General features: G+C 63.2%; 13 protein-coding genes. 9 read left to right on the top strand and 4 right to left on the bottom strand.

The features are described from left to right. Window positions 1-4: 4 nt before the first annotated feature. The 8 genes from ATO9_RS07890 to ATO9_RS07855 all read left to right on the top strand — a co-directional run bounded on the left by ATO9_RS07890 (window position 5) and on the right by ATO9_RS07855 (window position 8293). Entirely contained in the window at window positions 5-970 is a 966-nt protein-coding gene (locus ATO9_RS07890; protein ID WP_043747447.1) for an iron chelate uptake ABC transporter family permease subunit, read from the top strand. After that, window positions 967-1719 carry an iron ABC transporter ATP-binding protein gene (locus tag ATO9_RS07885; protein ID WP_043747446.1) on the top strand — a complete coding sequence of 251 codons (753 nt, stop codon included), beginning with the start codon at window positions 967-969 and terminating at the stop codon, window positions 1717-1719. The genes ATO9_RS07890 and ATO9_RS07885 overlap by 4 nt, the downstream gene beginning before the upstream one ends. A 127-nt stretch (window positions 1720-1846) precedes the next feature. Beyond that, a complete protein-coding gene (locus tag ATO9_RS07880; protein WP_043747445.1) occupies window positions 1847-3793 on the top strand; it encodes a TonB-dependent receptor domain-containing protein in 1947 nt (648 codons plus the stop codon). A gap of 3 nt (window positions 3794-3796) precedes the next feature. After that, window positions 3797-4717: a MotA/TolQ/ExbB proton channel family protein gene (locus ATO9_RS07875; RefSeq protein ID WP_043747444.1), complete on the top strand. Its 921-nt coding sequence runs from the start codon at window positions 3797-3799 to the stop codon at window positions 4715-4717. Beyond that, on the top strand, window positions 4717-5094 hold the full coding sequence (locus ATO9_RS07870) for an ExbD/TolR family protein (RefSeq protein ID WP_420329715.1): 378 nt from the start codon (window positions 4717-4719) through the stop codon (window positions 5092-5094). The genes ATO9_RS07875 and ATO9_RS07870 overlap by 1 nt, the downstream gene beginning before the upstream one ends. Next, complete coding sequence (locus tag ATO9_RS07865) at window positions 5091-5471, top strand: ExbD/TolR family protein (protein ID WP_337588274.1); 381 nt, start codon at window positions 5091-5093, stop codon at window positions 5469-5471. Before ATO9_RS07870 ends, ATO9_RS07865 begins: the two co-directional genes overlap by 4 nt. Next, window positions 5468-6559, top strand: coding sequence for a TonB family protein (locus tag ATO9_RS23420; protein ID WP_052418182.1), 1092 nt, complete (start codon window positions 5468-5470; stop codon window positions 6557-6559). The genes ATO9_RS07865 and ATO9_RS23420 overlap by 4 nt, the downstream gene beginning before the upstream one ends. Before the next feature lie 402 nt (window positions 6560-6961). Next, on the top strand, window positions 6962-8293 hold the full coding sequence (locus ATO9_RS07855) for a DUF6538 domain-containing protein (RefSeq protein WP_043747442.1): 1332 nt from the start codon (window positions 6962-6964) through the stop codon (window positions 8291-8293). 30 nt (window positions 8294-8323) lie between these two features. On the opposite strand, the gene ATO9_RS07850 is transcribed toward ATO9_RS07855, so the two are convergent. From ATO9_RS07850 to ATO9_RS07835, 4 genes are all read right to left on the bottom strand, one after another. Further along, a complete protein-coding gene (locus ATO9_RS07850) occupies window positions 8324-8875 on the bottom strand; it encodes a 3'-5' exonuclease family protein (RefSeq protein WP_162183061.1) in 552 nt (183 codons plus the stop codon). Window positions 8876-9522: 647 nt separating this feature from the next. Beyond that, window positions 9523-9942, bottom strand: coding sequence for a hypothetical protein (locus ATO9_RS07840; protein WP_156127822.1), 420 nt, complete (start codon window positions 9940-9942; stop codon window positions 9523-9525). A 72-nt stretch (window positions 9943-10014) separates the two neighbouring features. Beyond that, window positions 10015-10539 carry a hypothetical protein gene (locus tag ATO9_RS24225; protein ID WP_156127821.1) on the bottom strand — a complete coding sequence of 175 codons (525 nt, stop codon included), beginning with the start codon at window positions 10537-10539 and terminating at the stop codon, window positions 10015-10017. A gap of 231 nt (window positions 10540-10770) precedes the next feature. Then, window positions 10771-12009 carry a MobA/MobL family protein gene (locus ATO9_RS07835; RefSeq protein ID WP_043747439.1) on the bottom strand — a complete coding sequence of 413 codons (1239 nt, stop codon included), beginning with the start codon at window positions 12007-12009 and terminating at the stop codon, window positions 10771-10773. A gap of 216 nt (window positions 12010-12225) precedes the next feature. On the opposite strand from ATO9_RS07835, the gene ATO9_RS07830 reads away from it, so the two are divergent. After that, complete coding sequence (locus ATO9_RS07830) at window positions 12226-12507, top strand: hypothetical protein (protein WP_043747438.1); 282 nt, start codon at window positions 12226-12228, stop codon at window positions 12505-12507. The last annotated feature ends 577 nt before the right edge of the window (window positions 12508-13084 follow it).

Below are 13084 nucleotides of genomic sequence, written 5' to 3'. Positions count from 1 at the left end.
TTCCATGTCCGGGCGCTTGGCGATCCTGGCCGCCGTGCTGGTTCTGTCGGCGCTGGCCTACATGGTGCTGAAGGCGCAGGGGCCGTGGAGCTTTCTGCTGCCCTATCGCGCCACCAAGTTGGCGGCGCTGATCCTCGTGGGCGTGGCGCTGTCGGTGGCGACAGTGATGTTCCAGACGGTCACGGCAAACCGCATCCTGACCCCGTCGCTGATGGGGTTCGACGCGCTGTACGTACTGGTCTTGACGCTGCTGGTGCATTCGCTGGGGGCGAGCGGCTATGCGCAGATCGGTGCGGCCTGGCTGTTCGCAGGGAACCTGGCGGCGATGTCGGTGCTGGGGCTGGTCCTGTTCGCGGGGCTGATGCGGCTGGCGGGGGGCGACATGGTTCGGCTGGTCCTGTGCGGCATCGTGCTGGGCCTGCTGATCCGGGCGCTGACGGAATTCCTGCAACGGATGATCGACCCGAGCGAGTTCCAGATGGTGCAGTCACTGTCCTTTGCCCGGTTCACGCAGATCGACGGGACGCTGCTGGCGCTGTCCTTTGTCGCGATCGCCGTGGCGCTGGTGCTGGCCTGGCGCCTTCGGCACCGTATGGACGTGCTGGCCCTGGGCGACGCGGCCGCGACAGGCCTGGGCGAACCGCCGGCGCGGTTGCAGCGGCAGGCGCTGATCCTGATCTGCGTGCTGGTGGCGGCGGCGACGGCGCTGGTCGGGCCGCTGGCCTCGGGCGGGTTCGGACCGTCGAGCTTTTTCGGCCTGATCGTCACGGCCTTTGCCCATATCGTCACGCCCTCGCATCGTCACGCAGTGCTGATTCCCTCGGCGGCGCTGATCGGGGCCGTGATCCTGGTGGGCGGACAATTGGTCATGGAGCGGCTGCTGGGCTTCCAGACCCCCCTGACCGTTGTGATCGAGCTGATCGGCGGCGCGGTCTTCCTGATCCTTCTGATAAAAAGGCGTGCGGCATGATCGAGATCGAGGCCCTGCATCATTCCATCGGCAAGGCACCTATCCTGAACGGGGTCGACCTTGTGATCCCCGAAGGCGGGATGACCGCGCTGATCGGGCCCAACGGCGCGGGCAAGTCGACGTTGCTGTCGCTGGTCGCACGGCTGCGCAAGATCCAGTCGGGCCATATCCGCGTGGCGGGGCACGCCGTGGGGCAGGTGAGCGACCAGGACCTGGCCCGCGTGCTGGCGGTGATGCCGCAGGAAACAAGGGTCAGCGCCCGGCTGCGCGTCGCCGACCTGGTGAGCTTTGGCCGTTATCCCTGGCACCGGGGGCGGCCGGGCAAGGCGGATCATGCGATTGTCGACCGGGCACTGGAACGGTTCAGCCTCGACCCGCTGCGCGAGCGGTTCCTCGACGAGATCTCGGGCGGGCAGAAACAGCGCGCCTTTGCCGCGTTGGCCTATGCGCAGGACACGCCGTACCTGCTGTTGGACGAGCCTTTGAACAACCTCGACATCGCCGCCGCGCGGGACCTGATGCGCCTGATGCGGGAGCTGGCGGACGAGGAGGGGCGCACGATCGTCATCGTGCTGCACGATATCAACTACGCTGCCGCCTTTGCCGACCGACTGGTCGTGATGAAGGACGGGCGGATCGCGGCGCAGGGAACGCCCGGGGATGTCATCACCGACACCATGATCGGTGAGGTTTTCGGCACCCAAGCGGGGGTGCGCATGGTCGATGGGCGGCCGGTCGTGATCGTATGAAATAATCGCCGCCAGTTGTTGACAAAAATACTAGGAAAAAATATCCGCTCACCCAAAGCCAGCCAGACGTCGGCCTGCCCGCGTTCCGCAAGCACTCCATCACAAACGAATAACGGGACACGTGACGATGACCTTGAAGGGTAAGGCATGGCTGTTGGCCAGCGCGGCAATCTTGGTGCCGATGGCACAATTGCAGGCGCAGGAAGTGATCGAACTGGACGCGATCCGCGTCGAATCCGAAGCAGCGCAGCAGGTGTTGGGGAACACCACGGTCACCCAGGAAGACCTGGAACAGCGCAACCCGGCCAGCATGGCGGACGTGTTCGAAGGCGAGTCGGAGATCACCGCGAGCGGCGGGGCCTCGATCGCGCAGAAGGTCTTTGTGCACGGGATCGAGGAAAGCCTGCTCTCCATCACCATCGACGGGGCACGGCAGAACAAGTCGGCCTTCCACCATACCGGCAACGTGCTGATCGACCCGGCGCTTCTGAAGCAGGTCGAGGTGTCTTCGGGTCTCGCACCCGCCGATCAGGGGCCGGGCGCCTTGGGCGGCTCGGTCGCGTATGAGACGAAGGATGCCCGCGATCTGCTTGAAATCGGGGATAATTTCGGCGGTCAGGCGAGTGTCGGATTTTCGGGCAACGGCGATACGCTGCGGTCCAGCCTGACGATCTTCGGGCGCGAGGGCGGGTTCGAATACCTGCTGAGCGGCACCCGCACCAAGGGCGACGATTACACCGACGGTTCGGGCAATACGGTGATCGGCACCGGCGCGGATGTGTCGAACTATGTCGCAAAGCTGGCCTTCACCACCGAAGACGGCAAGCGGCTGGAATTCTCGGCCGACCATACCCGCGATGCGGGCCAACGCGCGTTCCAGGGCGGCTTTGCCCGGCCCGACTTTGCCGCTGTCGTGGGGCGTCCGACGACGTTGCAACAGGCCGTGGCAGAGCGGAAATCCTACACCTTCACCTATACCGACGAGGCGCCGCAGGGGGCCTGGGCGCCGATCATCCAGCTGGCCTATAACGAACAGCTGGTGGATGCGGGCCAGGCGCAGGGCAAGAACACCAGCCTCAGCGGGACGTTCAAGAACGAGTTCACCCTGGGCAACGGCGTGCTGACTGCGGGCGCGGATTTCTTCCACGACACCGCAGAGGGCACGGGCGCCGGCAATGCGCCGGGCGCGAAGGAAACCCTGAACAACGTGGGCGTCTTTGCCCAGATGCGCCAGGATCTGAGCGACCGGGTGTCGCTGTCCTACGGTATGCGCGCCGACATGCAGAAATTCGAACTGGCGGATGGCTCGACCCATGAAGAGGCAGGCGTCAGCGTCAATGCCGCTGCCGACATCATGCTGACCGAGGCGCTGTCGCTGAACATCGGCGCGGCCTCTGTCTGGGGCGGCTACGAGCTGAGCGAAGCTGCGCTGATCAACTCCTCCCGCGGGGCTCCGAGACCCTGGACCTACGGGGTGATGCGGGCCTCGCGCGCGAACAATGCGCGGATCGGTCTGCGCTACCAGACCGGTGGCTGGACCGCCGACGCGGCCGTCTTCTACACCGAGATCAAGGATGCGCCCTACCTCTTCGACGGCAGCCGCAATGGCGGACCGGGGGATTTCTATCCGACGCTCACGACCAAGGGGGTCGATGCCTCGCTGCGTTATGACGCGGCCATGGGGTACTTCCAGGCGAACTACACCTATGCCGACGTGCGCAAGGACGGCCAGGCCATCGGGTCGACCGATTACTACTGGGGTCGTCCGGCGGGCCATATCTTCGGCCTGTCCGCCGCCTATGACGTGACGCCCGAGATCACCCTGGGTGGTACCGCGGAAATCGTTCTGGACCAAAATAACGGCGGCACGCAGCTGCCCGGATACGAGGTCTTCAACGTCTTCGGCACCTACACCCCGCGCGGCTACGACAATATCGAAGTCCGGCTGGATGTGCGCAACGTCTTCAACGAGACCTATTCGAACCGGTCGTCGGACGGCATCGACTTTGCCCGCGTGGTGCCGTTGACCGAACCCGGCCGGACCATTGCCCTCACCGTCAGCACGAAGTTCTGAGCCATGAAAATGATGCGTTCCGTTTCCCCTGTTCTTCTCCTGTCCCTGCCGGGCGCGGTCGTCGCGCAGGAGAGCGGGACGCCATCGCCCGACGTCGCCCCTGAGGCGGCGCCGGTGACCGATCCGGTTGAAACTGCCCCGGCGGGCGAGGCGGGCGGTTCGGTCGATGCGGCGCCATCCGTCGATACGGCACCGTCTGTTGAAACCGTGCCTGCCGTCGAAACGCCCGAGGTCACGCCGGTGATCGACGGTGTCGCGCCGGGCTCTGCCCTGGATCAGGCGCTGCGGTTCCTGGTGGATGGCGGGCCTGCGATCTGGGTGATCGCCGCGCTTTCGGTTCTGACCGCCGCGCTGATCCTGTGGAAGCTGTGGCGCCTGTTCCGCGCCGGTGCCTGGTCGCGCAAGGCCTCGTTCCGCGCGGTAGAGCTATGGGAAGCGGGCCGCGAAAGCGAAGCGGTGGCGATCGTCGGCAGCCGCAAGGGTCTGCGCAGCAAGCTGACCCATGCGGCCATGCTAGCGCGTCACAATATGTCGGACGACCTGGCCCGCGAGGAAACCGTGCGGGTCGCGAAACGCCAGATGGCCGACCAATCCGCAGGCCTTCGCGCGCTTGAACTGATTGCGACCATCGCGCCGCTGCTGGGCCTTCTGGGCACGGTGCTTGGCATGATCTCGGCCTTCCAGGCGTTGCAGGAGGCGGGCAGCCGCGCCGACCCGGCCATGCTGGCCGGCGGCATCTGGGAGGCGCTGCTGACCACGGCGGCAGGCATGGCGGTGGCAATCCCCGCCTCGGCCGCGCTGACCTGGTTTGAATCGGTGATCGAGTCGGTGCGTGCGGACATGGAAGACATCGCCGCCCGCATCTTCGTGACCCCGGCGTCGGGCGCGACGCAGGAGGCACAGGCCCGCGTGGCCGCCGAATAATGATGCTGTTCGCGCAGTCCCGGCCGCGCAGGCGGCCCAGTCTGACCCCGTTGATCGACGTGGTCTTTCTGCTGCTGGTCTTCTTCATGCTGGCCTCGCGTTTCGGGATCGAAACCGTGATGCCCATGCCGCTTGGCGGGGCCGGTGCGGGATATTCAGGGCCGCCGCGTCTGGTCGATATCGCGCCCGAGGCGCTGCGCCTGAACGGGATCGATACGGATCTGAGGGCGTTGCCGGACGCGCTGCGAGGCATGATGTCGGGCCCCGATAATGCGATCATCCTGCGCGGCCGCGATGCCGCCGATCTGCAACGTGTGCTGGGCGTGGCCGAAGCGCTGCGCGCCGAAGGCTTCTCGGCCCTGGTTCTGGTGGAATGATGGATTTTGCCACCCCCGTGAAACGCCGCGCGACCGAATCCGTCGTGCCGATGATCAACGTGGTCTTCCTGTTGCTCATCTTCTTCCTGATGACATCCGAACTGGCCCCGCCGGAACCGGTCGAGGTCACGCCGCCCGAGGCGGAGGGCGAGAGCGCCGACAAGGCGCCGGCAATCCTTTATGTCGGGTCGGACGGCACGCTGGCCTATGGCGATCTGCGGGGCGAGGCGGCCGTGACGGCCTTTGCCGAAGCCGCGGCGGATGCGCCGCGTCTGCGCGCCGATGCCGGGGTCGAGGCGTCGGTCGTGGCGCGGGTCCTGGCGGAACTGGCCGGGCGCGGCGTGGGATCGGTCGAATTGGTGACGGTGCCGCAATGAAGGTTGATTTCCCGGTATTCGTGGCACTGGCCGCCGGTCTGCACGTCCTGTTCTTTGCGCAATGGCCGCAGGAGGATGGCGGGCAGGAGACAGGCGGGCAGGGCGGTGAGAATTCCGTCACCATGACCGCCGCCTCTGCAGAGCTGGCCGCCATGGTCGAGGAGTGGGAGCGCCCGCCCGAGATCGCGCCTGTCACCGAAGCGCCGCAACCCGTGGCCCAGCCCGATATCGCCCCGCCGCCGCCGGCGCCGCAGGTCGATCGTGCCGTGCCGCAGGCCTTGCCGGATCGTCCTGCGATGATGGACGGGCAGGTGGCCCTGCCGAGCTTTGACACCGAAACGCCACTGCCGCCCGAACCCGAGGCGGAGGCCATCGCGCCGGAACGCGCGGAAACCGCGACGCCCGATGCCGCGCCGGACCTGCCGCAGCCCACCCGCGACACCACGCCCGACCGGCCAGAGCCGCCGCAGCGACAGGCGCCGCAACGCATGGCCGCGCTGCCCCAGATTGACACGACGCCGCCAGAGCCGCAGCCGGAGCCTGAACCGCAGGAGCAGGCGTCGTCCGAAACGATCCCGCGCACCAGCCTGCGTCCGCCGCCGCAGCGCCCCGAACGCGTGGAGCGGCCCGCTCCTGTCCAGCAGGCGACGCGCCCCGAACCGCAGCGGCGTCCCGAACCGCGTCAGGCCGAGACGCGCAACCAGGGGCAGGGCGACACGAACCGGAACGCGCAACGCTCTGCCGGGACGGGCGGGGCGGCACAGGCCGGTAATGCCACGGCATCCGGTGCGCGCAGCCTGAGCCGTGCCCAGCAGCAACGTCTGATCTCGGTCTGGGGGGCCAAGATCCGCGCCCGTATCGAAAGCCGCAAGCGCCATCCCGGTGGCCGTGGCGGGCGTGTGGTCGTGTCGCTTACCGTGTCGCCGTCTGGACAGGTCACGGCGGCGGGCATCAGCCGATCCTCCGGCCTTGGCGCATTGGACCGTGCGGCGGTGCAGGCGATCCGCTCTGCCGGTCGCATGCCACGCGCGCCCCGTGAACTGGGCGGCGCCCCCCGCAGTTTCAGCCTGCCGATGGATTTCCGGTAGAGTCGTTTGTGACTGGTTGCCGGGGGCCTCGGGTCGTGGACCTTTGGCGTCGGATTACAGCGGTGTTTGCGAACTTCTGCGACCAACCGAAAAGCAGAATGAAGCAGGAGGCCAAAGCAAGGTTTGCGTCTTCAAACCGACGAACATACCGGCTGACGAAAAGCTGAAAATTCATCAGAGCGTTGGTGTGGTTGTCACTTTTCCAGATTTCGCAGTGAAATCAAGGAAAAGTGGCGGAGAGACAGGGATTCGAATGCGACAATCTGCATCCTGAAAAAGCCATGATTTCAAGATAGTTGCGACACATCACGATGCGAGACATGCCGGGCATTGTGTAGCAAAATGTGGAGCAAACCCGGCTGAATCTGTGGAATCGGGTCCGGCTCGGATACGGGGGAAATCATGGCGGGATTGCACAAGCGAAACGGCATCTGGCATCTCCGGATGCGGGTGCCGCGGAGATATCTCGATGTCGCCGGTCGCAGTGAGATTCATCGCAGTCTACGAACGGACAGCGAGCGACGCGCGCGCGAGCTTCTGCCCGCTGCTGAAGCTCAGATTCTCAAGGATCTTGAAGCGATGCGGGCACTCACACCGGAAATGTCAGGCACCGTAGATCAACTGGCCGCTGCATCGCATATCGCGGCCAATGAAGGATTTCCCTATCGCCCGGTCGCGGATCTCGTGACAGCGCCTCTGGATGAGTTGTTGGGTCGGTTCGCCGCCGTGGAAAGGCATGGAAGCGATCCAAAGGTCGCGACGGCCTTGCTTGGCGGCGTGGAGCAGACGGGCCTGCGACTATCCCAGTTCGCGGCTGCTGATGAGCAGCTTGCTGCATTCGACAATCGGTTCAAAAATCCCAACCAGATGCGGGTCTGGCGCAATGCGAAAATCCGGGCTGCCAGCAACCTACGGGCGGCGTTGGACGGTGCCGACATCCTCGTGGAGGATATCGACCATGCGGTCGCGCTACGGCATCGAGCGTGGTGGAAGCGCAGGGTGGCTGCCGAAGGCCTCGCGATTGAGAGCGCAAACAAAGAGTTCGCCAACCTCGCAGGAATGCTTAGGCGTTACTACGAGAACATCGCGCGACCGAACCCTCCCGAGCCGTATCGGAGGGTCAGTCTGCGTGATCGGCACAATGATGAAAACCGGAAGCTGGAGATTCCGACCGACTGGATCGTCGAGAAATGGTTCGCACCTGGGGCGTTCGACAATCTCAATGCCGAAGCGCGGGACATCCTTCTGATCTCCATTGAGACTGGGTGTCGACAATCTGAAATCCACGATCTCCCGCCTGAGGCGATCGTGCTGGATGCAGCCATTCCCCACATCCTCGTCGCGAATAGCGGCGGCGAGCACCGGCGCGAAATCAAGAACCATGCGTCGAAGCGTCAGGTGCCATTGGTGGGCGTCGCCTTGGCGGCGGCACGGCGAAACCCGGATGGGTTCCCCAGGTATCGCGGTAGGGGTGGGTATTCCGGCAATGTGAATGGCCGTCTTAGGACAAGTGGTCTCTTTCCTTCGCCAGAGCACACGATCGGAGGTCTGCGGCATTCCTGGGAGAGCAGGATGGAGGCGTTCCGGGTGAGCGAAACGGAGAAGGGCCACATGATGGGCCACAGCATCAAAAAGATCCGGGGGCGGCCGGTCTACGGTGACGATGTGACGCTCGAAAAGCGGCACGAGATTGCCCAGCAGCTGTCCTTGCCGGTGCCCGATCATCTCGCATGATCGTGGCAAAACCGGGTGCTGCGGCAAAATCTACGAGAGGTGGTCCTCATGATGCGCAAGGGCTCTGCGCCAACCAGCAACCAATCGGGCGCTGTCGGGGCCAGCTCGATGCGGCACAACCTTTCTCTCGATCGTTTCGTATAGCAAATCGAGGGCAAGGCCGCTGAAGTTCGCGAATGAAACCCGGTGGAAATCGAGCACCGGTCCTTTGGCCGGCTGGTCAGCGGCCTCGGTCATTCTCGTTAACCAGTGTGTTTCAAAGACCGGCGCGTCGGAGACCAACTGGCGCGTTCCGAGGACTTCGAAGAAACGGGCCGCGACTACATCGACGCATGGCGCAGCGTGGACGATTTCTATGGGGATCCGGTGAACTGCTGCGCTCTCATCAGACCAGTCATCGAGGTTCCATGATCTGGATGGCCGCATAAGAGATGACCAGGTCCTAACCTGACCTTCGTCGAGCCATGACAAACCGATCTCGATCGGCCAGCTGTCAGACGAAAGGCTGCTGGCTTCGAAGTCGATGACCGCATAGTGTGACATAGCAGCCTTTTTTTCAGTGTTTTCTGTGTTGTCGGACATATCTCTCTCGACGATAGCACCATACGACATGCACGCCATGTTAAGCTGCACGCGCTGATCACTCCGTTTCCGGTAGATGTGAAAGCATTACGCCGCCCTGCGAGGGGCGGCGTTGGCGATTTCTTGGGCTTGAAGGAGAAGGTCTTGGTCGTCTTCGAGCCGATCAAGTTCGGCCTTGAGCCTTTTCAGGTATGGGAGCATCCAGGTTTCGCCCTGGGTGATCAGCCTCGCTGCCTGACAGAGGGTAGTTCTGACCTGTTCGATCCGCGCGGTCGAGGAGGTCAGGGAGACTTGGGCTCTTGCGTTCGCCGCGGCCCGCGCGGTTGTCTTTTTCGACATAGCACTCCATGCCCGACCACCGCAGGGATGCGGCTGGTTTCGAGGGCATGGAAGGTGTTCGCTACATGAAGTGGCTCCGTTCGTGCTGAGGTTGAAAGTAGCCGACAGATTTCGCGGGATAAACATCTGTATAGGAAACAGTTCGTTCTGACCTGTGATCGGTCTTTCCGGGAACGATGATCACTTCCTGGTATTCATTGCCGGTAAAGGCGGTGGTGTCAGGACGGGCGCGCCAACTTGAGCAAAAGAAAGGTGAGTGGGGCCAGCGCGCCCTGGCGCCGGGGGATCCAGCCCCGGCGATCTCGGCGTCAGTTACGGTTTCCCCGGTGCTTGGCGATGGCTTGCTCCGCTGCGAGCAAGTCGCAGACCCGGTAGGACGCCTCCAGAGCATCGCGCAAAAATCGCATGGCATCGTCTATCAGACCGGGGGCCAGCTCCGGCTCCAGCTTCGCCATTTCGCGAAGCGCCGAACGAGTAGCGTGGCGGAAATCCTCAGTGAGCAGTGAGTTTTGTTCGAGATGCTTGTCGAGATCGCCAGACCACCGCTGGAGTGGTTTGCACGCCTCGTAGGGAAGCTGGCTGATCTCTTCGCACGCCGCTCGGGTATGGCGTGACGCGTCAGCGAGGATGTCCTCCATCCTCTCGAAATCTCCATGCATTTTCTGATCGAAGAAATGCACCATGCGATGGTTGTTGCCGTTGGCGTATGTGGTGGGTTTCGGAAACATGTTTCTCTCCAAGTCTGCGAGCCGGAGTGCGACCGGCCCTCACCATGGAGGGGCCGGTCATACTGCCGGTGGTTAGACTGCCGATTGGCGTCCCGATTTCATCGTTCGCCGCATGCGATGCTCAACGGCGACGGAGGTTGAGCTGCGTTCCCTCTGGTGCTCGACGGCTATACCGTGCTCGGCATGGAGACGCGCGCGCACCCATTGCATCCTTTCCCAAGGGGCATCTGCCAGACGACCTGTGACCGGTGTGCCGGTCATTCCAATGGGGAAGCCATCATGGTTCGGACTGACCGACAACAGACGAGCGCCGATGAAGCGAGTGGGCCGTTTCAAACCTGCACTTTTTAGGTCGGACAAGCGTGTGAGGCGAATGTCGTAGCCGGTGTGTGAAATCGATGTCGCAGTTGTCCCATAGGCAAGCACGAGTTTGCGGGAAGCTCCTTCGCCATCGACTTCGAGCACGAGGCAGGGGCGGGCCGTCGGCAATCCGTCTTTCGTTTGCGGATAGCGAACGGGGAAGCGAAACAGCACGACATGACCTGGCTCGACATATTCGGCCCAGTTGGCTGCGACATGGATTGTGTGATCGAACATCAATATCTCCTGGCTTCGATGATCGACGCGGTCCAACATTGCCTCTCTCGGGTATCGGCCACCGGATGCGCGTCACAACGCGCGTGCAGCCGGTGCAGATATCCCTCTCGGTGGAAGTGCAGCAGGATCGCCGCTTAACCTCGTTTCGGCGCTATTGGAGGCGGGCGGGCATACAGTCGGTAGGAGAAATGCGGAGTGCCTCAGCAACAAACCGTCGCCTGTGCCGCGCCTCTATCCCCGTGTGCGCTGCCGCGGAGAGCGGCGCTTCACCGCGACCGGCCGCATGATCGGTTCGGGTTCCGGAGCATGGGGCAGATTGCAGTTCTCGGGATCTATCGTTTCGTCGTTCTCGAAACCTTCGGCGAAGGGACCGCGTCCGGCCATTGCGTCGCTGATAGCCTGGGCCCAGCCGCATCCAGCTCGAGTGCTCTCGACGGAGTGTGACTGTTCGACCGCGGCCCTTATTGCTTCATCAGTATCGGCCGAACGGATCCTGTCAGCATGAGCCGTGGCTTCCTGTCGGCGCTCAGCCTCCCGCTTGTTCGCGATATGCTGCGACTCTCCGGATCTCCGAGCTTCTTCCCGTTGCCTTGCGCGCTTCAGATCCCACGCCTGCCACAGAGCCTCATTCCTTGAGCGCACGGTCGCGCGGTCCCGTTGTCTGGCCCCCGCTGGTGCTGCTTTTGCCTGCCGCCGTTTTCTTTTGATCGCTGCCGTCTTCGGTCCCTCGTGCCTCTGGGGCTCAAGCCCTTCCGGCGCGTCGCCAGCCGCTGCTTGATCGGCATAGGAACGCAGGTCGATACGAGCGGATGATCCACAGCGTTTGAGCGCGGCGTTTGTTCGGTTTTCCCATTCTTGGCGCATGAGAAGGACGCAGGCGGCACCGGTGTCCCGTGCGTCGAGCACACGCGTTTTCTCTCCGAAAACGCCACTATCGCGCTCGACTTCCCGGGTCGTGAACCGGATGTGCGCATGAAAGTTGATATTGCTCTTTGTTGGGTCTTTTAGAGCGGTAAAATAGTCCTGTTCGCCGACCTCCGTCCCACGGTTTTTCCAGAGCGCCTTCCCCCATTCTTCGTCGAAGAATCTGGGGGCGTGGGTCACATAATGGACGGCAACACCGAACGAGTCTCGCAGCCAGCACGCAAACCCGTGAACCAGACGGATCTGCTCGTTGTGCGGCAGCTCAGCGGGCAGGGCCGGCCTCAGTTCCCTCGCGACACGCGCGTTGCTTCGCACCTCGGATTTCTCGGCGGCGTTCCAAAGTTCCTCGGCAGAGGATTTCCAGCCCACGAGGCCCTCGTGCAGGAGACCCGGAACATTGCGATAGTTGAAAATCAGACCAGTCCGATGATCGGTCATCCGGCTCCGAGAGGCGTAAGCGGCCGCGGCGACGGATGACCGTCCGTCCGACCGGGAAATGACCAGGAGTGGGCAATGGCTGGCTGGATGTGGGCGCAAGTGTTTCATAGAAATGAAATCGTGCTCGGGGCGGGTATCCGCTCCTCAATGCTCGCGGCAGCGCGCGGCAAAGTTTCAACTTTGCGTAACTGCGCCCTTGCCTCTCGGCGGCGGGGACGGGTGCCGTGCACAGCTGTTCCCGCGTCGTCGTTCCGATTTTTGGGTGCGCGAAGCAAGGCCGGGCAACATCTCCCTTTCGGAGATGAGAAATCAGGAGGTGTTCCCATGACAGATCGCAGCAAACGGGTAGAGATGCTCAGGGAAAAACTGGAGCAGGCGCAGGCGCGCTTGAAATCTGCGGAGGGCGAGGAGAAGAAGCGTCAGCGCAAGGAAGACGATCGGCGTAAATACATCCACGGTGGTGCGTTTCTGGCGGCGATGGCCAAGGCCAGCCCGGAGGATCGCAAGAGGTTGGAACGGTTCATCGACAAACACATCAATCGACCGACAGATCGGAAGTTTCTCGGTCTTGAGCCTCTGCCCGCGTCGCCCGGAGAGAAGCAATAGCCAGCATCGACCGTTAGTCGCGATCAGCAGCTACCGGGTGATTCCATGAAGAACTGAATCGGAGCGGTTGAGACCTGAGAGATTGGCAATCTGACTGCCGTCTCCGAAGGTTTTTCCTTGGGGACCTGCGATCTTCCACCGGGGCGATATCCGCATCTTCAACGCAAGGATCACAGAGTTCGGGCCGGAGATCCAGGTCCCTCTACCGCCTACTCGGCGGCTAACTGATGGGACCCGGCGCACTCTTGTATCAAGAGCGTTGTTTCTCAGCCGCCTACGCGGCGGCTCACACCGGGTCCCTGGTAAGGAGATAGGTTGGCGCCGTTGCACACGGAAACACCTTTTTCTCCTCTACCGCCTACGCGGCGGCTAACTGGTGGGACCCGGCGCACCCTTGTAACAAGAGCGTTGTTTCTCAGCCGCCTATGCGGCGGCTCACGCCGGGTCCCTGACAAGGAGATAGGGTGGAGCCGTTGCACACGGAAACACCTTTTTCTCCTCTACCGCCTACGCGGCGGCTAACTGATGGGACCCGGCGCACTCTTGTAACAAGAGCGTTGTTTCTCAGCCGCCTATG

The sequence above is a fragment of the Pseudooceanicola atlanticus genome (genome assembly GCF_000768315.1).
In the GTDB taxonomy this organism is placed as follows: domain Bacteria; phylum Pseudomonadota; class Alphaproteobacteria; order Rhodobacterales; family Rhodobacteraceae; genus Pseudooceanicola; species Pseudooceanicola atlanticus.
Note: the sequence above shows the minus strand (reverse complement) of the source record. Positions and strands in the feature narration are given on the sequence as shown.

Bases quoted from the DNA above. Each gene is read 5' to 3' on its own strand.
- ATO9_RS07890 (WP_043747447.1), top strand. From the start codon at position 5: ATGTCCGGGCGCTTGGCGATCCTGGCCGCCGTGCTGGTTCTGTCGGCG.
- ATO9_RS07885 (WP_043747446.1), top strand. From the start codon at position 967: ATGATCGAGATCGAGGCCCTGCATCATTCCATCGGCAAGGCACCTATC.
- ATO9_RS07880 (WP_043747445.1), top strand. From the start codon at position 1,847: ATGACCTTGAAGGGTAAGGCATGGCTGTTGGCCAGCGCGGCAATCTTG.
- ATO9_RS07875 (WP_043747444.1), top strand. From the start codon at position 3,797: ATGAAAATGATGCGTTCCGTTTCCCCTGTTCTTCTCCTGTCCCTGCCG.
- ATO9_RS07870 (WP_420329715.1), top strand. From the start codon at position 4,717: ATGATGCTGTTCGCGCAGTCCCGGCCGCGCAGGCGGCCCAGTCTGACC.
- ATO9_RS07865 (WP_337588274.1), top strand. From the start codon at position 5,091: ATGATGGATTTTGCCACCCCCGTGAAACGCCGCGCGACCGAATCCGTC.
- ATO9_RS23420 (WP_052418182.1), top strand. From the start codon at position 5,468: ATGAAGGTTGATTTCCCGGTATTCGTGGCACTGGCCGCCGGTCTGCAC.
- ATO9_RS07855 (WP_043747442.1), top strand. From the start codon at position 6,962: ATGGCGGGATTGCACAAGCGAAACGGCATCTGGCATCTCCGGATGCGG.
- ATO9_RS07850 (WP_162183061.1), bottom strand. From the start codon at position 8,875: ATGTCCGACAACACAGAAAACACTGAAAAAAAGGCTGCTATGTCACAC.
- ATO9_RS07840 (WP_156127822.1), bottom strand. From the start codon at position 9,942: ATGTTTCCGAAACCCACCACATACGCCAACGGCAACAACCATCGCATG.
- ATO9_RS24225 (WP_156127821.1), bottom strand. From the start codon at position 10,539: ATGTTCGATCACACAATCCATGTCGCAGCCAACTGGGCCGAATATGTC.
- ATO9_RS07835 (WP_043747439.1), bottom strand. From the start codon at position 12,009: ATGAAACACTTGCGCCCACATCCAGCCAGCCATTGCCCACTCCTGGTC.
- ATO9_RS07830 (WP_043747438.1), top strand. From the start codon at position 12,226: ATGACAGATCGCAGCAAACGGGTAGAGATGCTCAGGGAAAAACTGGAG.